General features: G+C 71.1%; 21 protein-coding genes. 17 read left to right on the top strand and 4 right to left on the bottom strand.

Annotated features, from left to right (window positions below; genetic code table 11):
• The first annotated feature begins 206 nt into the window (after window positions 1-206).
• The 5 genes from gap to F1721_RS19200 all read left to right on the top strand — a co-directional run bounded on the left by gap (window position 207) and on the right by F1721_RS19200 (window position 4,365).
• Window positions 207-1,217 carry a type I glyceraldehyde-3-phosphate dehydrogenase gene (gene gap / locus F1721_RS19180; protein WP_150068081.1) on the top strand — a complete coding sequence of 337 codons (1,011 nt, stop codon included), beginning with the start codon at window positions 207-209 and terminating at the stop codon, window positions 1,215-1,217.
• A 337-nt stretch (window positions 1,218-1,554) separates the two neighbouring features.
• On the top strand, window positions 1,555-2,757 hold the full coding sequence (locus F1721_RS19185) for a phosphoglycerate kinase (protein ID WP_150068082.1): 1,203 nt from the start codon (window positions 1,555-1,557) through the stop codon (window positions 2,755-2,757).
• Window positions 2,758-2,759: 2 nt separating this feature from the next.
• Window positions 2,760-3,545 carry a triose-phosphate isomerase gene (gene tpiA, locus F1721_RS19190; protein WP_150068083.1) on the top strand — a complete coding sequence of 262 codons (786 nt, stop codon included), beginning with the start codon at window positions 2,760-2,762 and terminating at the stop codon, window positions 3,543-3,545.
• Window positions 3,546-3,731: 186 nt separating this feature from the next.
• Window positions 3,732-3,965 (top strand): preprotein translocase subunit SecG, encoded by a 234-nt coding sequence (gene secG / locus F1721_RS19195; RefSeq protein ID WP_093155681.1) that lies wholly within the window; start codon window positions 3,732-3,734, stop codon window positions 3,963-3,965.
• Window positions 3,966-4,020: 55 nt separating this feature from the next.
• The gene (locus F1721_RS19200) at window positions 4,021-4,365 is read left to right on the top strand and encodes an RNA polymerase-binding protein RbpA (RefSeq protein WP_150068084.1); all 345 of its coding nucleotides are present in this window, start codon (window positions 4,021-4,023) and stop codon (window positions 4,363-4,365) included.
• A 275-nt stretch (window positions 4,366-4,640) separates the two neighbouring features.
• Here F1721_RS19200 and F1721_RS19205 read toward each other — a convergent pair whose 3' ends face one another.
• A complete protein-coding gene (locus tag F1721_RS19205; RefSeq protein WP_150068085.1) occupies window positions 4,641-5,147 on the bottom strand; it encodes a MarR family winged helix-turn-helix transcriptional regulator in 507 nt (168 codons plus the stop codon).
• A 26-nt stretch (window positions 5,148-5,173) separates the two neighbouring features.
• Between F1721_RS19205 and F1721_RS19210 the strand changes: the two genes are divergently transcribed.
• From F1721_RS19210 to F1721_RS19240, 7 genes are all read left to right on the top strand, one after another.
• Entirely contained in the window at window positions 5,174-5,977 is an 804-nt protein-coding gene (locus F1721_RS19210) for an alpha/beta fold hydrolase (protein ID WP_150068086.1), read from the top strand.
• Between the two features lie 110 nt (window positions 5,978-6,087).
• The gene (locus tag F1721_RS19215; RefSeq protein ID WP_246155146.1) at window positions 6,088-6,423 is read left to right on the top strand and encodes a YciI family protein; all 336 of its coding nucleotides are present in this window, start codon (window positions 6,088-6,090) and stop codon (window positions 6,421-6,423) included.
• A gap of 75 nt (window positions 6,424-6,498) precedes the next feature.
• Entirely contained in the window at window positions 6,499-6,912 is a 414-nt protein-coding gene (locus F1721_RS19220; protein ID WP_150068088.1) for a YciI family protein, read from the top strand.
• A 22-nt stretch (window positions 6,913-6,934) separates the two neighbouring features.
• Window positions 6,935-8,185: an RNA polymerase sigma factor gene (locus F1721_RS19225; RefSeq protein WP_211840526.1), complete on the top strand. Its 1,251-nt coding sequence runs from the start codon at window positions 6,935-6,937 to the stop codon at window positions 8,183-8,185.
• Between the two features lie 142 nt (window positions 8,186-8,327).
• The gene (rraA, locus tag F1721_RS19230) at window positions 8,328-8,876 is read left to right on the top strand and encodes a ribonuclease E activity regulator RraA (RefSeq protein WP_150068090.1); all 549 of its coding nucleotides are present in this window, start codon (window positions 8,328-8,330) and stop codon (window positions 8,874-8,876) included.
• A gap of 35 nt (window positions 8,877-8,911) precedes the next feature.
• Complete coding sequence (locus tag F1721_RS19235) at window positions 8,912-10,273, top strand: TrkH family potassium uptake protein (protein ID WP_246155148.1); 1,362 nt, start codon at window positions 8,912-8,914, stop codon at window positions 10,271-10,273.
• Window positions 10,266-10,934: a potassium channel family protein gene (locus tag F1721_RS19240; RefSeq protein ID WP_246155149.1), complete on the top strand. Its 669-nt coding sequence runs from the start codon at window positions 10,266-10,268 to the stop codon at window positions 10,932-10,934. The genes F1721_RS19235 and F1721_RS19240 overlap by 8 nt, the downstream gene beginning before the upstream one ends.
• Here the strand turns inward: F1721_RS19240 and F1721_RS19245 are convergent, their stop codons facing one another.
• Together F1721_RS19245 and F1721_RS19250 are read right to left on the bottom strand one after the other, a co-directional pair.
• Window positions 10,935-12,173, bottom strand: a complete 1,239-nt coding sequence (locus tag F1721_RS19245; protein ID WP_211840527.1) for an alpha/beta fold hydrolase — start codon at window positions 12,171-12,173, stop codon at window positions 10,935-10,937.
• 1 nt (window position 12,174) lies between these two features.
• Complete coding sequence (locus F1721_RS19250) at window positions 12,175-13,497, bottom strand: MFS transporter (RefSeq protein WP_150068091.1); 1,323 nt, start codon at window positions 13,495-13,497, stop codon at window positions 12,175-12,177.
• 328 nt (window positions 13,498-13,825) lie between these two features.
• Here F1721_RS19250 and F1721_RS19255 point away from each other — a divergent pair, with 328 nt between their 5' ends.
• Genes F1721_RS19255 through F1721_RS19275 form a run of 5 tightly spaced genes read left to right on the top strand, consistent with a single transcriptional unit; the run spans window position 13,826 to window position 19,224 of the window.
• Window positions 13,826-15,307 carry an aldehyde dehydrogenase gene (locus F1721_RS19255; protein ID WP_150068092.1) on the top strand — a complete coding sequence of 494 codons (1,482 nt, stop codon included), beginning with the start codon at window positions 13,826-13,828 and terminating at the stop codon, window positions 15,305-15,307.
• Between the two features lie 36 nt (window positions 15,308-15,343).
• Window positions 15,344-16,255, top strand: coding sequence for an NAD(P)-dependent oxidoreductase (locus tag F1721_RS19260; protein WP_150068093.1), 912 nt, complete (start codon window positions 15,344-15,346; stop codon window positions 16,253-16,255).
• Complete coding sequence (gene tcuA / locus F1721_RS19265) at window positions 16,252-17,724, top strand: FAD-dependent tricarballylate dehydrogenase TcuA (protein ID WP_150068094.1); 1,473 nt, start codon at window positions 16,252-16,254, stop codon at window positions 17,722-17,724. Before F1721_RS19260 ends, tcuA begins: the two co-directional genes overlap by 4 nt.
• Window positions 17,717-18,502: an N-acyl homoserine lactonase family protein gene (locus tag F1721_RS19270; protein ID WP_150068095.1), complete on the top strand. Its 786-nt coding sequence runs from the start codon at window positions 17,717-17,719 to the stop codon at window positions 18,500-18,502. Before tcuA ends, F1721_RS19270 begins: the two co-directional genes overlap by 8 nt.
• Window positions 18,503-18,543: 41 nt before the next feature.
• On the top strand, window positions 18,544-19,224 hold the full coding sequence (locus F1721_RS19275) for a GntR family transcriptional regulator (protein ID WP_211840528.1): 681 nt from the start codon (window positions 18,544-18,546) through the stop codon (window positions 19,222-19,224).
• Here the strand turns inward: F1721_RS19275 and F1721_RS19280 are convergent.
• On the bottom strand, window positions 19,212-20,423 hold the full coding sequence (locus tag F1721_RS19280; RefSeq protein ID WP_150068096.1) for a glycoside hydrolase family 10-like protein: 1,212 nt from the start codon (window positions 20,421-20,423) through the stop codon (window positions 19,212-19,214). The two genes, F1721_RS19275 and F1721_RS19280, sit on opposite strands and share 13 nt — an antisense overlap.
• Window positions 20,424-20,429 lie beyond the last annotated feature (6 nt).

Genomic DNA, 20,429 nt, shown 5'->3' on the forward strand with positions numbered 1-20,429 from the left:
GGGGGAGCCCGTTCTGGGGGCTTTGACCAGCTGTGATGCGGTTGTTCCGGGGTTCGCGGGCGCCCGGTGGTGATCATCCCCGTTCCGGTGGGTGAGCGGCCTCGCCCGCCCGCGTGCACCGGCCTCGATGGCAGATAGGGTGAAGTCGAGACCATCAACCTCACCCGCCGCGTCGTCGGCCGGGTCAGTCACGAGGAGAGATCGGCGTGACCGTTCGCGTAGGTATCAACGGCTTCGGTCGGATCGGGCGGAACTTCTGGCGGGCCGCCACCGCCAGTGATCACGACATCGAGATCGTGGCCGCCAACGACCTGGGCGATGTCGCGACCATGGCCCACCTGCTGAAGTACGACAGCATCCTCGGTCGCCTCGACCAGGAGGTGAAGGTCACCGGCGACGGCATCGAGGTGGGCGGCAAGCTCATCAAGATCCTCGCCGAGCGCGACCCGGGCAAGCTGCCGTGGGGCGACCTGGGCGTCGACGTCGTCGTGGAGTCCACCGGCTTCTTCACCAACGCCGCGGACGCCCGCAAGCACGTGGACGAGGGCGGCGCGAAGAAGGTCATCATCTCCGCCCCGGCCAAGGGCGAGGACCTGACCGTGGTGCTGGGCGTCAACGACGACAAGTACGACGGCTCGCAGACCATCATCTCCAACGCCTCGTGCACCACCAACTGCCTGGCCCCGATGGTCAAGGTCCTCGACGACGCCTTCGGCATCGAGCAGGGCCTGATGACCACCATCCACGCCTACACGCAGGACCAGAACCTGCAGGACGGCCCGCACAAGGACCTGCGCCGCGCCCGCGCCGCCGCGGTCAACGTGGTGCCGACCGGCACCGGTGCGGCCAAGGCCATCGGCCTGGTGCTGCCGGAGCTCAACGGCAAGCTGGACGGCTACGCGCTGCGCGTCCCGGTGCCGACCGGCTCGACCACCGACCTGACCGCCACCGTGCGCGGCGAGGCGTCGGTCGAGGCCGTCAACGAGGCGTTCAAGGCCGCTGCCGCCGAGGGCAAGCTCAAGGGCATCCTCAAGTACAACGAGGACCCGATCGTCTCCAGCGACATCGTGACCGACCCGCACTCGACGATCTTCGACGCGCCGCTGACCAAGGTCATCGGCAACCAGGTCAAGATCGTCGGCTGGTACGACAACGAGTGGGGCTACTCCAACCGCCTCGCCGACCTGGTCGACCTCGTCGGCAAGAAGCTTTCTTGAGAGTTCCAGGCTCGTTTTGCGCAGCGGTGCCGGTAGCGGAACCTCAGAAGCTTTCTCACTGCGGGATCCCGGACTTGAGTATGAACCAATACGCGGCGTCCGGGCTGTCCTCGCGAGAAAGCTTCTGAGAACCCGCGGCGGTGCCAGTTGCGTAGGTGGGCTAAGCGGCTTCGCCGCTTGCGGCGGCTCAGGACGGTAGCGAGCTGAGCGTCGCGGCGGCCGGTCCACCGCTGGAAGCGGCTTCGCCGCTTGCAAGGACCAGTCCTTGAAGGCCCGCACGAGCGGTAAGGGAACCCGGCTCGTGCGGGCCTTTCTCATAACTGCGTAGGAGCAGAGCGTGAAGAACCTCGACGATCTGCTGTCCGAGGGCGTTCGGGGGCGGCGTGTTCTGGTGCGTGCCGACCTCAACGTGCCGCTGGACGGCGAGAAGATCACCGACGACGGCCGGGTGCGCGCCTCCCTGCCGACGGTGCGGAAGCTGACCGAGGCCGGTGCCCGGGTCGTGCTCACCGCGCACCTGGGGCGGCCGAAGGGCGAGCCGGACCCGAAGTTCTCCCTGGCCCCGGTGGCCCGCCGCCTCGGCGAGCTGCTGGGCACCGACGTCCTGCTGGCCGGTGACCTGGTCGGCGACTCGGCGAAGTCCGTGGTCGCCGGGCTGACCGACGGTTCGGTGGCGCTGCTGGAGAACGTGCGCTTCGACGCCCGCGAGACCAGCAAGGACGACGCCGAGCGCGGTGCGCTGGCCGACGAGCTGGCCGCGCTGGTGGGCCCGGACGCGGCCTTCGTCTCCGACGGCTTCGGCGTCGTGCACCGCAAGCAGGCGTCGGTCTACGACGTCGCCAAGCGGCTGCCCGCCTACGCCGGTGGCCTGGTGCTCGCCGAGGTCGAGGTGCTGCGCACCCTGACCGGCGACCCGAAGCGCCCCTACGCGGTGGTGCTGGGCGGCTCGAAGGTCTCCGACAAGCTCGGCGTCATCAAGGCGCTGCTGCCCAAGGTCGACAAGCTGCTCATCGGCGGTGGCATGGCCTACACGTTCCTGGCCGCGCAGGGCCACGGCGTGGGCAGCTCGCTGCTGCAGGAGGACCAGATCGAGTCCACCAAGCAGCTGCTGGCCGAGCACGGCGACAAGCTGGTGCTGCCGGTGGACGTGGTGGTCGCCGACCGCTTCGCCGCCGACGCCGACAAGCAGGTCGTCGCCGCCGACGCGATCCCGGACGGCTGGATGGGCCTGGACATCGGCCCGCGCAGCGTCGAGGAGTTCGCCGGGATCCTCCGCGAGTCGGCCACGGTGTTCTGGAACGGCCCGGCCGGGGTGTTCGAGTTCCCGGCGTTCGCCGACGGCACCCGCGGCATCGCGCAGGCCATCGTCGACTCCGACTCGTTCAGCGTCGTCGGCGGCGGCGACTCGGCCGCCGCGGTGCGCACCCTGGGCCTGCCGGAGGACGGCTTCTCGCACATCTCCACCGGCGGTGGTGCGTCGCTGGAGTACCTGGAAGGCAAGGACCTGCCCGGTGTGGCCGTCCTGGAAGGTGAGCGCTGACCATGGCCAGGACGCCGCTGATCGCGGGCAACTGGAAGATGAACCTGAACCACCTCGAGGCCATCGCCCTGGTGCAGAAGGTCGCCTTCGCCCTCCCGGAGAAGTACTTCGCCAAGGTGGAGGTGGCGGTGCTGCCGCCGTTCACCGACATCCGCAGCGTGCAGACCCTGGTCGACGGGGACAAGCTGCTGCTCAAGTACGGCGCGCAGGACATCTCCCAGCACGAGTCTGGGGCCTACACCGGTGAGGTGTCCGGCCCGATGCTGGCCAAGCTGGGCTGCACCTACGTGGTGGTCGGCCACTCGGAGCGCCGCGAGTACCACGGCGAGACCGACGAGCTGGTCAACAAGAAGGTCCGCGCCGCGCTGAAGAACGGCCTGTCGCCGATCCTGTGCGTCGGCGAGCAGCTGGACGTGCGCGAGGCGGGCAACCACGTCGAGCACTGCACGACGCAGCTGATCAACGGGCTCAAGGGCCTCAAGGCCGACCAGATCAACCAGGTCGTGGTGGCCTACGAGCCGGTGTGGGCGATCGGCACCGGCAAGGTGGCCACCGCCGCGGACGCGCAGGAGGTCTGCGCGGCGATCCGCGCGGCCCTGGCCGAGAAGTACGGCAAGGAGATCGCCGACGAGGTGCGGGTGCTCTACGGCGGCTCGGTGAAGTCGAGCAACATCGGCGACCTGGTCGGTCAGCCGGACGTGGACGGCGCCCTGGTCGGCGGCGCGAGCCTCAACGGCGACGAGTTCGCCAAGCTCTCCGCCATGGCGGCAGGCGGCCCCCTGCCGTGACCTCCGGCGGGCGCCCGCGACCCGCCGAGCCGGGCGCGGGTGCCCGTCACCCGACATCGCCACCCTGGGGGATGCCCCGGGTGGAGCAGTGTGAGAGCGTCTCCGTGGCAAACGGTGGACAGTGGTCAACTCGCTGTTGGCGGCCCGGTACGCTTGGTGGCGAACCGCTGTGCGAACGAGGACGTGATGACTCTTTTCCTGCAGATCATGTTGATCGTGACGAGTGTGCTGCTGGTGCTGCTGGTGCTGCTGCACCGGGCCAAGGGTGGTGGCCTCTCCTCGCTGTTCGGCGGCGGTATGCAGTCCAACCTGGCCGGTTCCAGCGTGGCGGAGAAGAACCTCGACCGGATGACGTTGTTCGTCATGGCGCTGTGGGTGATCTCCATCGTCGGGGTCGGCCTGTTGATCAAGATCGGTTGATCGGTCGGCACCCCAGCCGGTCGACGACCCAGGGCCGCTTGGTGGGTGAGGATGGATGACTGGTGGTAACGCCATTCGCGGCACGCGAGTGGGCTCCGGCCCCGCGGTGGGCGAGTCGGAGCGGGGGGAAGCCGCGCCGCGCAAACGCGTCGACTACTGGTGCAGCAACGGGCACCACAGCCGGCCGTCGTTCGCGGTGGACGCCGAGGTGCCCGAGGAGTGGGACTGCCCGCGCTGCGGACTGCCGGCGGGCCTGGACCAGGACAACCCGCCCTCGGCGCGGCGCACCGAGCCGTACAAGAGCCACCTCGCGTACGTGAAGGAGCGCCGCAGCGACGCCGACGGGATGGCCATCCTGGAAGAAGCGCTGGCCAAGCTCCGCGAGCGCAAGGGCCGCTGAAATACGGTTGTTCCAGGCTCGTCTTGCGTGGCGGTGCCGGTAGCGGAACCTCAGCGCCCGCCTGGACTGCGGATGCCCAGCCTTATGTATGCCAAATACACGGCGGCTGGGCCGTCCTCGCCAGGCGAACGCTGAGAACCCGCGGCGGTGCGAGTTGCCAGGGTGGGCCCGAAAGCGCCTTGCGGCGCTTGGCGGGAGATTGTGGATCACGGCGGGGTCGGGCTTCGCGGCTGCGGTGCCCGTCGGGATGGATGGCTCAGTCCACGAGAACCGGGTCAGGTGAGTGATCGCCTGGCCCGGTTCTTCGTGTCAGCGGGGTCTGTTTCGGGGACGGAGGCGAGCATGTGCCGCAGGACTCGCAGGGTCGTCTCGATGTCGGCTTCGGTGAGGTCGCCGCCGACGCGGCCCATCGTCTCGTGCTCGCGCTGCTGCAGGGCGTTGATCGCGGCGCGGCCCGCCTCGGTCAGCTCCACCAGCGAGGAGCGGCGGTGCGCTGGGTTCGGCTTCAGCTCCACGAAGTCCTGGGCCAGCGCGTCGTTGACCATGCGCTGGACGAACTGCCTGCTCAGCTCCAGGGTGCGGGCGATCTGCGGGACGGTTTCGGCGGTCCCGGCCATCTCCAGGCGTTCGAGGACGGCGCGGACGCCGATGGACAGGCCGCTGCGGGGGCTGTCGTGCTCGACCAGCCGCGCCACCCTGCGGTACAGCGGGCCTAGGACGGCGTAGACCTCGGCCAGTCGCGGTCCGAGTCGTTCCGGCGGAAGCGGAGAGTTGTCAACCACGGTGTCATTATGACACCTTGGTTGCCATGAATGCCATCGAAACCACGAAGATCCCGGTCCCCGACGGGGAGCTCTACGCCGAGGTGGTGGGCTCGGGCCCGCCGATCGTGCTGCTGCACGCCGGATTCCTCGGCGTGCAGATGTGGGACGAGCAGCTCGAACTCGCCGACGAGCACCAGCTGATCCGCTACGAGGCGCGCTCGCACGGGCGCTCCAGCACGGCGATGCGCGACCACCACCCGTACCAGGACCTGCTGGCGGTCCTGGACCACTTCGGGCTCGAAAGCGCTTCGCTGGTGGGCAATTCGATGGGCGGGGCCACCTCGCTGACGTTCGCGCTGGAGCACCCGGACCGGGTGCGGCGGATGGTGCTGTTCGGCCCGGGCGTGCCGCCGGTGGAGTTCCGGGACCCGTTCATCATCGAGCACCACCGCGCGCAGGACGCGGCGAAGGAGGCGATGGACGCCGAGGCCTACCTCGACGCGCTGGTGCGCTACGCGGTGGACGGCCCGCACCGCCAGCCCGACCAAGTGGATCCGGAGCTGCGGCGGCGGTGCCGGGACATGGCCATGACCACGATCATGAACCACCACACCGCGACCGGCGCCCTCCTGGAGGAGGACGTGCGCAGTCGGCTGGAGGAGATCGCCGCGCCGACGGTCCTGGTGGTGGGCGAGCTGGAGTCCAGCGATCTGCACCGGATGGCCGGTGAGGCGGCGCGGCGGATGCCGAACGCGGAGCTGGTCGAGTTCACCGGCTGCGGGCACATGACGAACAACGAGGAGCCGCAGCGCGCCAACGACCTCATCCGGCGGCACCTGGCTGGCTGAGCGGAGAGCCCTGGGGGTCATGTCGATCTCGGGGTTCTCCGTTCGATGCGTCGGTGAGCGGCCGGACGGTCCGGCCGCGCGGACAGGAGGACCCCGAGATGCGATTCCTGATGACGGCTGCGCCATCCGGCCCGGAGCTCGTCGAGGCGATGGGCGACTACGACGAGCAGCTGGTCCGAGCAGGTGTGCTGCTGGCGGGGGAGGTGCTGCACCCCAGTTCGGCGGGCTTCCGGACCGAGGTCGCCGAGGACGGCGGGCGCGTCGTGGTGCGCGGCCCGTTCGCCGAGGCGGTGATCGCCGGGTTCTGGGTGCTGCAGGTGCGCTCCCGCGAGGAGATGGTCGAGTGGGCCAGGCGCTGCCCGGTCCCGGTCACCGTGCTGCAGGTCCGGGCGGTCGAGGACGTCGAGGTGCGGTTCGCGGCGGAGATCCGCGAATTCACCGGCTGAACCGGCCCTGCGCTGGTAGAACTTGTGCACCGATCCGCCGCTGGTCAGCGGCGGAGGACCAGGGAGCGACCCGCCATGCGATACATGATGATCGTCAAGTCCACCCCGGAGACCGAGGCCGGTGCGATGCCGACCGAGGACGAGCTCAAGGCGATGGGCGACTACAACGAGGAGCTGGTCAAGTCCGGTGTGCTGCTGGCCGGTGAGGGTCTGCACCCCAGCTCCGAGGGCTTCCGCACCGAGATCGCCACCGGCGGCGGGCGGACCGTGGTGGACGGCCCGTTCACCGAGGCCAAGGAGCTGATCGCCGGGTTCTGGCTGCTCCAGGTCCGCTCCCGCGAGGAGGCCCTGGAGTGGGCCAAGCGGTGCCCGGAACCGGTCGAGGTGCGGCGGGTCTTCGAGGCCGAGGACTTCGACATGTCCGAGGAGGAGGCCGCCCGCGAGGCGAAGCTGCGCGACGAGGTGCGCGAAGCGGGCGGGATCGCCTGACCAGCTGTGCTGAGATGGCGTGGTGACGGTTTCCGAGACCCACCGCGCCATCGAAGCGGTCTGGCGGATCGAGGCGGCGCGCCTCATCGCCGGGCTGGCGCGGCTCGTGCAGGACGTGGGCCTGGCCGAGGAGCTGGCGCAGGACGCGCTGGTCATCGCGCTGGAGAAGTGGCCGGAGACCGGTGTCCCGCCCAACCCCGGCGCCTGGTTGATGTCCACCGCCAAGCACCGGGCGATCGACCAGCTGCGCCGCAAGGAGCGGTTGGCGCGCAAGCAGCAGGAGATCGGCCGCGACCTGGAGCAGCGGCAGCACGCCGAGATCGAGGTGGACGACGGCCCGGACTTCGGCGACGACCTGCTGCGCCTGGTGTTCACCGCCTGCCACCCGGTGCTGTCCACCGAGGCGCGGGTGGCGCTGGCCCTGCGGGTGCTGTGCGGGCTGACGACCAAGGAGATCGCCCGTGCCTTCCTGGTGCCCGAGCCGACCATCGCCCAGCGCATCGTGCGGGCCAAGAAGACGTTGGCGCGCAAGCAGATCCCGTTCGAGGCGCCGAGCGGGGACGAGCTCGCGGAGCGGCTGCCCGCGGTCCTGGAAGTCGTCTACCTGATCTTCAACGAGGGCTACACGGCCACCGCGGGCGCGGACTGGATGCGCACCGAGCTGTGCGACGACGCGCTGCGGCTCGGCCGGATACTTGCGGGTCTGGTGCCCGCCGAACCCGAGGTGCACGGACTGGTGGCGCTGCTGGAGATCCAGGCGTCCCGAGCCGCCGCGCGCACCGGGCCGACCGGCGAACCGGTGCTGCTGCTGGAGCAGGACCGCACCCGCTGGGACCAGCTGCTGATCCGCCGCGGGCTCGCCGCGCTGGAGCGGGCGGAGGCGATCGGCGCACCGCCCGGCCCCTACCAGCTGCAAGCCGCGATCGCGGCCTGCCACGCGCGGGCCCGCACCGCCGACGAGACCGACTGGGCGCGGATCGCCCGGACCTACGAGCAGCTGTCGGAGGTCATGCCGTCGCCGGTGGTGGAGCTCAACCGGGCGGTGGCGGTGTCGATGGCGTTCGGCCCCGAGCACGGCCTGCACCTCGTCGACCAGCTGGTGGCCGAGGGGTCGCTGAGCGGCTACCACCTGCTGCCCAGCGTCCGCGGCGACCTGCTGGTCAAGCTCGACCGGCCCGCCGAGGCCCGCGCCGAGTTCGAGCGCGCCGCCGAGCTGACCGCCAACACCCGCGAACGCGACCTGCTCCTGAAGCGCGCCGAGAACTGCGGCTGACCGGCAGGGTGTGGTGTTGATCGCGGTGCCGCGCGGGAGGCGACTACCGGTGGGTAGGCTCGCGGTCCACCTCAAGCCTGTTGGGAGGACGCATGACATCTCTTGTGTCGAGTCCTGCTCAACCGCACCTCAGGGGACCGTGATGCAACCTAGCCACAAGAAACCGCGAAACGCGAGTTCACCACCGGGCGCGACCACCAGTGAAAATCGCGGAGAGGCGGGACCGTCGACGGCTGATCTTGCGGACCGGGAGGGCCCGGAGGTGCGCAGCTGCGACGTGCAGTTCCGCACCATCGGCGGGCGCGCCGCCTTCGAGGGGCGGATCCGCACCGTCAAGTGCTTCCAGGACAACGCCCTGCTCAAGCAGGTCCTCTCCACGCCGGGCGACGGCGCGGTGCTGGTGATCGACGGTCAGGGCTCGCTGCACACCGCGCTGATCGGCGACCTGATCGCCGAGCTGGGCCGGTCCAACGGCTGGAGCGGGGTCATCGTCAACGGCGCGGTGCGCGACTCGGCCGTGCTCGCCGAGATGGACTTCGGCGTCAAGGCGCTGGGCACCAACCCGCGCAAGAGCACCAAGACCGGCGAGGGCGTCGTGGACGAGGTCGTCGAGCTCGGCGGTGTCCGGTTCGTCCCCGGCGAGTACGTGGTCGCCGACCACGACGGCGTCGTGGTGGTCGACGCGCCGTAGCGCCCGGTCGCCGATCCGCCAGTACTGTGCCACGCGTGAGCGTCCTTCGCGCCGGTGGTCGGCGACTCGCCGCGGTGCGCAAGCAACCGGCGGTGTCCGTCGTGCTCGGCTTCGCCGGGCTGATCGCGGTCGGCACGCTGCTGCTCTCGATGCCGTTCGCCACCGAGTCCGGCCAGTCCACCGGGCTGGTGCCCGCGCTGTTCACCGCCACCTCGGCGGCGTGCGTGACCGGGCTGGTCGTGGTGGACACCCCGACGCACTGGTCCACCGCGGGCGAAGTGGTCATCCTAGCGCTGATCCAGATGGGCGGGCTGGGCGTCATGACCCTGGCCTCGCTGCTGAGCCTGCTGGTGTTCCGGCGGTTCGGCCTGCGCATGCGCCTCACCGCGCAGGCGGAGACCAAGACGCTCGGGCTCGGCGACGTCCGCCGGGTGGTGGGCCGCATCCTGCTGCTCAGCCTGCTGTTCGAGCTGGTGGTCGCGGTGGCGCTGACCGCCCGGCTGGTGACCGGTTACGGGTTCGGGTTCGGCCGCGCGGTCTACGAAGGGGTGTTCCACTCCGTCTCGGCGTTCAACAACGCCGGTTTCGCGCTGTACTCGGACAACCTGATGGGCTTCGTCACCGACGCCTGGTTCTGCCTGCCGATCGCCCTGGCGGTGATCGCCGGTGGGCTCGGGTTCCCGGTGTGGCTGGAGCTGTTCCGCCGGTTCCGCCAGCCCCGCCGCTGGACGCTGCACACCAAGATCACGGTCTGGGTGACGCTCGTGCTGCTGGTCGGCGGCGCGCTGGTGGTCACCGCCGCGGAGTGGACCAACCCCGGCACGCTGGGGCCGCTGTCCTGGCCGGGCAAGCTGCTGGCGGGCTTCTTCGCCGCGACCATGACCCGCACCGCCGGTTTCAACAACCTCGACATCGCCGAGATGCACTCGGGCACGCTGCTGGTGCAGGACGTCCTGATGTTCATCGGCGGCGGCAGCGCGGGCACCGCGGGCGGCATCAAGATCACCACGTTCGCGCTGCTGGCGTTCGTGATCCTGGCCGAGATCCGCGGCGAGCCGACCGTGCACGTGATGGGCCGCCGGTTGCCGGAGGGCGTGCAGCGGCAGGCCCTGACCATCGTGCTGATCGGCGTCGGGGTCGTGGTGCTGAGCGTGCTGGCGCTGCAGGCGATCTCGCCGTTCGGCCTGGACGCGGTGCTGTTCGAGGTGATCTCGGCGTTCGCCACGGTCGGGCTCTCCACCGGGATCACCGCCCAGCTGCCCGACCTCGGGCAGATACTGCTGGTGGCCCTGATGTTCATCGGGCGCCTCGGACCGATCACGCTCGCCTCGGCGCTGGCGCTGCGGGAGCGGGTCCGCCGCTACGAACTGCCGGAGGAGCGACCCATCGTTGGCTAGGAACGACGCAGCGAATCAGATCGTGGTGATCGGCCTCGGCCGGTTCGGCAGCTCGCTGGCCGGGGAGCTGGTGCGGCGCGGATCGGAGGTGCTGGCCATCGACTCGCGGCCGACCGTGGTGCAGCGGCTGGCCGACGAGCTGACCCACACCGCGGTCGCCGACACCACCGACCCGGAGAGCCTGCGCCAGCTCGGCGTGCACCAGTTCACCCGGGCGGTGGTGGCCATCGGCACCGACCTGGAGGCCAGCATCCTGACCACCTCGCTGCTGGTGGACTTCGGCATCCCGAACATCTGGGCCAAGGCCACCAGCCGCCAGCACGGCCGCATCCTGGAACGGGTGGGCGCCCACCACGTGGTGCTGCCGGAGCACGAAATGGGCAAGGCGACGGCGCACCTGGTGATCGGCCGGATGCTCGACTACATCGAGCTGGAGGAGGACCACTACGCGCTGGCCAAGACCCTCGCGCCCACCGAAGCGCTGGGCCGCCCGCTCGGCGAGACCCGCGTGCGCTCCAAGTACGGCGTGACGGTGGTCGCCATCAAGCGACCGGGCCAGTCCTTCACCTACGCGACGGCCGAAACGGTGGTCCGCGAGGGCGACATCCTGGTCGTCGCGGGCAGCAGCGACCAGGTGGAGCGCTTCGCCGAGCTGACCTGATCAGCCCGGGATCCCCAGGCGGTCCAGCGCGGCGGCGAAGTGCTCGGCGAACAGCGGTGGGTTCTCCGCCATCGGGAAGTGCCCGAGGCGGGGCATCGGCCAGAAGACCGCTCCGGGGATCCTCCGCGCCGTCGCCTCCGACATCGCGGGCGTGCACGAGTAGTCGTACTCGCCGGTCATCATGATCACCGGGCACCGGGCGGTGTCGATCCCGCCGACCCGGTCGCGGCCGTCCCAGTCGCCGCTGTAGAAGTCGATGTCACCGGCGAAGGTCCCGAACCCGCCCTGGGAGTAGCCCCACCACACCTCGCGGCGGTGGTGCTCGGGGCTCTGCGGGGCCATCAGCCCGTGGACCCACTCCGGGACGAAGGTGGACTCGTTGACCAGGGGGTGCTTCGCCCACGCCACCTTCCGGCCGGGAACCCGGTCGCTGGCCTCGCACGCGATCACCCCGCCGAGGACGTCCGGCGCGCGGTGCGCCAGCTCCAGGCAGATCTCACCGCCCATCGAGGAACCGCTGACGACCGGCGACGTCAGGCCGAGCGCGTCGATCACGGCGAGGACGGTCGCGGCGTACTGGTCGGTGGTCAGGCTGTATCCGCCGGGCGGGGTCCCGGGCAGCAGGCCGGAACGACCGTGGCCGGGCAGGTCGAACGCGATGAGCCGACATCGCGCCGTCAGCGCCTGGTCGGCCATGAGGGCGTGGTACTGGCGGGCGTCCGCGCCAGCGGTGTGCAGGAGCAGGACGTCCTGACCCGCGCCTGCCTCCTCGTAGAAGACCTCCACCGGCTCGCCGCGAACGCTGATGCGCACGTAGCCCGGGCGCAGGTGCGCCTTGCTCAGCGCCGGGGGAGCGGGCGGTGCGGCCGGGGGACCGGAGATCGCTTCCCGGCCGAGCTCCAGCACCCGGCGGACGAGGTGGGCGTGCTGCGCCATCGCGAGTTCGCTGCCCTCGACCCGCGAACCCGGAACGCGCATGAGCATGCCGAAGAAGTTCTGGTACGCCGGTGGCGGGACGGCCCGGAAGAACCTGCTCCAGTCGTCGGCCGCCGCGACCAGGACGAAGTCCGGGGCGCCGGTCGGCTCGGCGAACTGCCCGTCGCGGAAGCCGAACAGCGCGCGGCGGTCGCCGGAGGAGATCCCGAAGGTCACCGTCGCCGCAGCGGCGAGGGCGGTCAGCTCCCGGTCGTTCCGGCAGGCGTCGGTCCACCGCTCCAGGTCGGTGTCGTGCCAGGTCAACTCAACGCTCCCTTCCCGCGGTCGAGCGCCGACGGCCCGGCTGCGTGGCGAAGAAGACCGCGATGAAGGTCAGCACGCTCACGGCGATCAGGTACGGCGGCAGGGCCACCGCGGAGCCGCCGCCGGTGGCCAGCAGCGCGGTCAGGACGAGCGGGGCGAAGCCGCCGCCGAAGATCGCGCCGAGCTGGTAGCCCAGGGAGGCCGCGCTGTAGCGGACCTCGGGGGCGAACATCTCCGCGAACAGCGTGGCCATCGGCCCGTACATCAGCGGGTGGATCAGCGAGAGCCCGACCACGGAGGTGATGCCGAGGACCCAGGTGGAGGGGGCGGACTCGTTGATCGCGAAGAACGGGTAGGCGAACGCGGCGAACAGCGCCGCCCCGGTGAGGAAGACCGGGCGCCGCCCGATGCGGTCGGACAGCGCGGCCGCCAGCGGGATGGTGATCACCTCCAGCGCCGCCGCGATCGCGACGACGACCAGCACGCCGGAGCGCTCCAGACCCAGCGAGGACGTGCCGTAGGTGAGCACGAACGTCGCGACGAGGTAGAAGTTGACGAACGGCGCCAGGCAGGCGCCGACCGCGAGCAGGATGTTGAGCGGGTGGTTCTTGACGGCGTCGACGATCGGCAGCCTGGTCCGCGCGCCCGCGTCCTTCACCTCCTGGAACTCCGGTGACTCGACGACGCTCAGCCGGATGAACGTGCCCAGGATGACCAGGGCCGCGCTGAGCAGGAACGGCACCCGCCAGCCCCAGCTCATGAAGGCGTCCTCCGGGAGCATCGAGAAGCCGCCGAAGGCGGCGGTGGCGAGGACCAGCCCGGCGGGGGACCCGGCCTGGGTCCAGCTGCCCGCCAGTCCGCGCTTGTGCGCCGGGGAGTGCTCGACGGACATGAGGACCGCGCCGCCCCATTCGCCGCCCACCGCGAACCCCTGGACCAGTCGGCACAGCACCAGCAGGATCGGGGCCAGGACGCCGATCTGGGCGTAGGTCGGCAGCAGTCCGATGGCGACGGTGGAGGCCCCCATCCCGACGAGGCTGTAGATCAGCATGGACTTGCGGCCGATCCGGTCGCCGAAGTGTCCGAACAGGACACCACCGACCGGCCGGGCGATGAAACCCGCGGCGAAGGCGCCGAAAGCGGCGATGGTGCCCGCCAGGCTGGAGAACTGCGGGAAGAACAGCCGGTTGAAGACCAGCGCCGAGGCCGTCCCGTAGAGGAAGAAGTCGTACCACTCCACGGTGGTGCCGACGAAGCTCGCGGCGACGACCTTCCGCGCCATCGAACCGGATCTGGTCTGCGGTGCTCGGATCGTGTTCGGCATCGAACCTCCACGGGTGCGGGCAGTGGGATTTGGGGATCTCCGCGCGGCTCAGCCCAGGCCGAGCACGACCAGCAGGAGCCACGGCACGACCGACCCGGCGACGAGCATCGCGCCTGAGTGCAGCAGTGCACGACTGTATGCAGCAGGATACGTATGCGTTCCGTGACGTCAAGGCCCCATCCGGGGCGCAGTCTCCTTCGGATGGCGGACAGGGATTTTCTTCTTGACACGAGGAGTTGCGGTATGTGTATTCTTTTGTATACAACGGCGTGCCGCCGGATTCGCCCGGTGCGCCGAGATGTCGCCGACCACCTGCGGAGTGCGCTTCATGACCAACCCCAGCTATCGGATGCTCGTCGGTGGGCAGCGGGTGCGGGCGTCCACCGGGCAGGAGCTGCCCGCGATCAACCCCTTCACCTCGGCCGAGTTCGCCACCATCCCGGACGCCGGTGCGCAGGACGTCGACGCCGCCGTCGCGGCGGCCCGCACCGCGTTCGACGAGGGCTGGTCGACGACCCCCGGGGTCCGCCGCGCCGAGCTGCTGAACCGGCTGGCCGGGCTGATCGAGGAGCACGCCGACGAGCTGGGGCACCTGGAGTCCACCGACAACGGCAAGCTGGTCCGCGAGACCACCGGTCAGGCGCGCTTCGCCGCCCGCAACTACCGGTTCTTCGCCGGGTACGCCGACAAGCTCTACGGGCGCACCATCCCGCTGGACAACCCGGACACCCTGGACTACACGGTGGCCGAGCCGATCGGCGTCGCCGCGCTGATCACCGCGTGGAACTCGCCGATGCAGCTGCTGGCCAACAAGCTGGCCCCGGCGCTGGCGACCGGGTGCTGCGTGGTGGTCAAACCGTCCGAGCACGCTTCGGCGACCACCCTGCGGATGGCCGACCTGGTGGAGCGGGCCGGGTTCCCGCCGGGCGTGATCAACATCGTGACCGGCGGCGCCGGGGCCGGGATCGCGCTGTCCGAGCACCCGGGCCTGGACCGGATCAGCTTCACCGGCAGCGTCGCCACCGGCAGCGCGATCGCCGCCGCCGCGGCGAAGAACCTGGTCCCGGTCACCCTGGAGCTGGGCGGCAAGTCGCCGAACATCGTCTTCGCCGACGCCGACCTGGACCGGGCGGTCACCGGCGCGGTCGCCGGGATCTTCGCGGCCGGCGGGCAGACCTGCATCGCGGGCAGCCGGCTGCTGGTGCACGAATCGGTCTACGACGAGGTGGTGCGGGCGGTCGCGGCGCGCGCCGCGGAGATCCGCCTCGGCGACCCGGCGGACCCGCGCACCCAGATGGGGCCGGTCGCCAACCGGCCGCAGCTCGACCGCATCCAGCGCGCCATCACCGCCGGTGTCGAGTCCGGGGCCCGCGCGGTGGTCGGCGCCGAGCCGGTCGACGACCCGGCGCTGGGCGAGGGCCTGTTCGTGCGGCCCACGGTGTTCGCCGACGTCGACAACACCTCGGCGCTGGCCCGCGAGGAGATCTTCGGCCCGGTGCTCAGCGCGATCCCGTTCGCCTCCGACGACGAGGCCGTCGCGATCGCCAACGACAGCGATTTCGGCCTGGCGTCGGGGATCTGGACCAACGACCTGACCCGCGCCCACCGGGTCGCCAAGCGGCTGCGGGCCGGGACGGTGTGGGTCAACACCTACCGCGCCAGCGCCGCGCAGGCGCCGTTCGGCGGGACCCGGAAGTCCGGCTACGGCCGCGAACGGGGTGAGGAAGCGCTGCACGAGTACCTGAGCACGAAGAACGTGATGGTCGACCTCACCGGCCAGACCCCGGACCCCTTCTCGATCCGCCTCTGAGCGGTGCCGAGCCCGAAACTGGAAGGAGAAGCGCCGGTGAGTGACACCGTCTCGCTGTGCGGCCTGGGGAACATGGGCGGCGCGGTCGCCGGTCGCCTCGCCGCGCGCGGCCCGCTGCGCGTGTTCGACCTCGACCCGCAGCGCGTCGCGCAGGCCGCCGAACACCCGCAGGTCACCGCGGTCGGGTCGGTGGCCGACCTGGCGGAGTCCGACGTCGTGGTGCTCTCGCTCCCGGCGCCGAAGATCTCGCTGCAGGTGGTCGCCGAGCTCGCGCCGCGGATGCGCCAGGGCGGCGTGGTCCTGGAGACCAGCACGGTCAACCCCGCCGACGTGCTCGCGGAGCAGGAGATCTGCGCCGCGCACGGCGTCGGCGTCGTGGACGCGGCGATCCTCTCGGGCGTGGCCCAGATGGCCGGTGGCACCGCCACGCTGCTGGTCGGCGGGGACGAGTCCGATGTGGACAAGGTGGCCGGGGTGATGGCTGCGATCAGCTCGACCACCACCAGGTTCGGCCCGGTGGGCAGCGGCATGGCCGCGAAGGTGATCAACAACGCGGTCGCGCACGCCGTGATGGTGGTGCTCGCCGAAGCCGGGGCGCTGGCCGCGGCCACCGGGGTGTCCGGCTCGGCGCTGGTCTCGCTGCTGTCCGGGCCGGAGGCCGGGCTCACCCGCCCGCTCACCCACCGGTTCGCGGAGCGGATCCTGCAGGGCCGCTACGACGGCGGCATGCCCACCGAAGCCGCCCGCAAGGACTCCACCCTGGCGCTGGCCATGGCCCAGGACGCCGGGGTGCCGCTGTTCGGCATCCAGGGCGCGCACACCGTCTACGAGCTGGGCGTCGCCGAAGGCCTCGGGCGGCTCGACTACGCCGCGATCGCCACGCTCTGGGAGCGCTGGACCGGGCGCCCCATGACCGAAACCCCGGACGACGAGGGAGTTGAAGGATGACCGACCAGTTCGACGTGGTCGTGGTCGGCGGCGGCAACGCCGGGTTCTCCGCCGCGCACTCGGCGGTGGAGCAGGGCGCGAAGGTGCTGCTGCTGGAGAAGGCGCCAGAAGACGCCGCCGGGGGGAACTCGTTCTACACCGCGGGAGCGTTCCGGTTCGCCTTCGACAGCATCGACGAGGTCGCCGACCTGCTCGAACCCGACGAGCGGCACGCCGACTCCGTGGTGCCCGCCTATCCCGAGAGCGCGTTCGCGGCCGACATGCGGCGGGTCACCGGCGGCCGGTGCGACCCGGTGCTGACCGACGTCCTGGTCTCCCGGTCCACCGATGCGGTGCGCTGGTTGGCGACCAAGGGCATCAGGTGGCGGCTGATGTACGAGCGGCAGGCCTACCTCTCGGACGGCAAGTGGGTGTTCTCCGGCGGCCTGTTCGTCGGCACCGTCGACGGCGGCAAGGGCCTCATCGCCCAGCACACCAGGGCCGCGCTCGAAGCGGGCGTGGAGATCCGCTACGGCGCGGAGGTCACCGCGCTGCACCTGGACGAGCGGGGCGTCACCTACCGCGGCCCCGACGGCGCCGAGCACCGGGTCGCCGCCGGTGCCGTGGTGCTCTCCGCCGGTGGTTTCGAGGCCGACCCGAAGCGCCGCGCCGAGCACCTCGGCGAGGGCTGGGACCGGGCGCTGGTCCGCGGCACGCCCACCAACACCGGCGAGGTGCTCGACCTCGCGCTGGCCGCCGGTGCCGCCCCGCACGGCGACTGGGGTTCCTGCCACAGCGTCGCCTGGGACGCCGACGCCAGCCCGACCGGCGGCAACCGGGAGCTGACCAACCAGCTGACCCGGCAGAGCTACCCGATCGGCATCGTGGTGAACGTGCGCGGCGACCGGTTCGTCGACGAGGGCGCGGACTTCCGCAACTACACCTACGCCAAGTACGGCCGGGAGATCCTGCACCAGCCGCGGGGCCGCGCGTTCCAGCTCTTCGACGCCAAGACCCGCCCGCTGCTGCGCAAGGAGGAGTACGACTCGCGGCCGATCGCGGGGGCGCAGGCCGACTCGCTGCCCGAGCTCGCCGAGAAGCTCGGCATCGACGCCGCCGGGCTGCTGCGCACCGTCGCCGAGTTCAACGAGTCCATCGTGGACGAACCGTTCGACCCGGCGGTCAAGGACGGCCGCGCGGCGCGGGTCGACCCGCCGAAGTCCAACTGGGCGCAAGCCCTGGACACCGCCCCGTACTACGGCTACGCGGTGGGCTGCGGCATCACCTTCACCTTCGGCGGCCTGCACGTGGACGAGTCCGCGCAGGTGCTGGACACCGCAGGTCGGCCGATCGACGGGCTCTACGCCGCGGGGGAGATGGTCGGCGGGCTCTTCTCCGGCAACTACCCGGGCGGCAGCGGCCTGACCTCGGGGGCGGTGTTCGGGCGGCTGGCCGGGGCCGGGGCCGGGAAGGCGGCGCGCCGTGGCTGAGCAGTTCCAGGTGTACGCGATCCGGTTCGCGCACCGGGAGGCGTCGGTGCGCGGCGAGCACTTCTACGGCCACGACCCGTGCGCCCTGGACGACTGGCCGATCTCCTACTACGTGTGGCTGGCGGTCTCGGACTCCCGCGCGGTGCTCGTCGACGCGGGCTTCACCCCGGAAACGGCGGCGCGGCGCGGAAACCGCGACTACCTGGCCAGCCCGATGGACACCATCCGCGCGCTGGGCGTGGCCCCGGACGGCATCGGGCACCTGGTGCTCAGCCACCTGCACTACGACCACTCCGGGCACGCGGCGGACTTCCCGCGGGCGGAGATCGTGCTGCAGGAGTCGGAGCTGGCGTTCTGGACCTCCCGGCACGCCGGGCGCGGGCAGCTGGCGCACTTCGTGGAGCCCGCCGACGTCGCGTACCTGGTGGAGCAGAACTTCGCCGGTCGGGTGCGCCTGGTCGACGGGGTGCACGAGGTGGTGCCGGGCGTGACCGCGCACCGGGTGGGCGGGCACACCCCGGGCCTGCAGGTGGTGCAGGTCCGCACCGCGGTCGGCGACGTGGTGCTGGCCGCCGACGCGTCGCACTTCTACGAGAACGTCGAGCGGGTGAAGCCCTACGGGGTGGTGACGTACCTGCCGGCGATGTACGACGCGTTCGACACCCTGCACGCGCTGTCGGACCGCCCGGAGCTGATCGTGCCCGGGCACGATCCCCAGGTGCTGCAACGGTTCCCGGCGGTGCCGGGGCTGGAGGGCCTGGCCGTGCGCATCGCCTGAGGAGGAAATGCATACCGCGGTATGCTGTGTCCTGCCGATCCGTGCTCCACCCGCGGGTGGACCTGCAGCAGAAGGAGGGGGCGGCGCTGTCCGAGGTGTACGACCGGCTGCGCGGCGAGATCGTCGACGGCACGTTCGAAGCCGGGGCCCAACTGGTCGAGCTGGCGCTGGCCGAGAAGTACGGCACCAGCCGCACGCCGGTGCGCGAGGCGCTGCGCCGCCTGGAGCAGGACGGTCTGGTCGAGCGCGCCGAGCGCGGCATGCGGGTGCGCACCCGCAGCCCGGAGGAGATCCTGGAGATCTACGAGGTCCGGATCTCCCTGGAGGCCACCGCGGCCGCGGCCGCCGCCCAGCGGCGCAGCGACTTCGACCTGATCCGCATCCGGCGGGCCCAGACGGCGATGGACAACACCGCGACCGACGACCCGCCCGCGATGGCCGCGGCCAACCGGGCGGTGCACGAGGCGATCTGGGTGGCCAGCCACAACGGCACCATCGTCGACCTGCTGACCCGCCTGAACAACCACCTCACCCGCTACCCGGCGACCACCCTGAAGGTCCCGGGCCGCTGGTCCGAGGCGCTGGCCGAGCACCACGCCCTCATCGACGCGATCGAGCAGCGCGACGCCGACCTCGCGCACGAGCTGGCCCGCGACCACATGACCAAGGCCCGCGAACTCCGCCTGCAGATCTACCGCGACGAGCCCGATCAGCCGGAATAGTGCTCGGCGACCACCCGGGCCATGGCTTCAGCGGCGTTGGTGGTCAGTGACTTGGCGCTGAAGTAGATGTCGCCCTTGACGCCCGCGTTTTTGGCGTTGAGGGCCAGGTGCTCGGACAGCTCGCCCGGGTCGGTCCAGCCCTCCTGGCCGACCCGGTAGGCCGCCTGTCCGATGTGGAGGTCCACGTCGGTGCCCGCCACGGTGTCCGACCACCAGGGCACCAGCTTCGCGTAGTCGGCGGCGGGGTGGCCGATCGGCCAGTAGACCTGCGGGGCGATGTAGTCGACCCAGCCCTCCTTCACCCACTTGCGGGTGTCGGCGTAGATCGCCGAGTACGACTCCAGCCCGCTGGTGTCCGAACCGTTCGGGTCGCTGGAGGCGTTGCGCCAGATGCCGAACGGGCTGACGCCGAACTGCGCGTCCGGCTTGACCTCGTGCACCCGGGTGTCCAGTTCGGACACCAGCAGGTTCACGTTGTGCCGCCGCCAGTCCCCGATGTCGGTGAAGTCCCCGCCGTGCTCGGCGAAGGTGTCGCCGTCCGGGATCTGCTCGCCCTCGACGGGGTAGGGGTAGAAGTAGTCGTCCAGGTGCACGCCGTCCACGTCGTAGTTGCGCACCGCGTCCATGATGGCCTCGGTGACGAACTCGCGGGCCGCGGGCACCCCGGGGTCGAAGTACAGCTTGCCGCCGTAGCTGAAGGTCCACTCCGGGTGCTTGCGCGCCGGGTGGTCGGGCACCAGCTGCGCCGGGTCGTCCTGCATGCTGATCCGGTACGGGTTGAACCAGGCGTGGAACTGCAGGCCGCGCTTGTGGGCCTCGTCGACGAGGAAGCGCAGCGGGTCGTAGCCGGGGTCCTTGCCCTGCTCCCCGGTCAGCCAGTGCGACCACGGCTCGTACGGCGACGGCCAGAACGCGTCCGCGGTCGGCCGGACCTGCACGAACACCGCGTTGAGCTTGTTGTCCACGGCCTGGTCGAGCAGCTCGCGGTACTCGGCCTGCTGCTGCGCGGCGGACAGCCCCGGCTTGCTCGGCCAGTCGATGTTGGTCACCGAGGCGATCCACACCCCGCGCATCGCCGTGCTCGGCGCCTTGGCTGCCGCACCGGTGGCCCCGGACAACCCCAGCAGGACCGCCACCAACCCCAGCGCCAGGACCAGCACGTCGGCCCGGATCCGGCGCAACCCCTGTGCTCGGGTCATTCAGCT

This window comes from Saccharopolyspora hirsuta (assembly GCF_008630535.1).
Classification (GTDB): Bacteria; Actinomycetota; Actinomycetes; order Mycobacteriales; family Pseudonocardiaceae; genus Saccharopolyspora; species Saccharopolyspora hirsuta.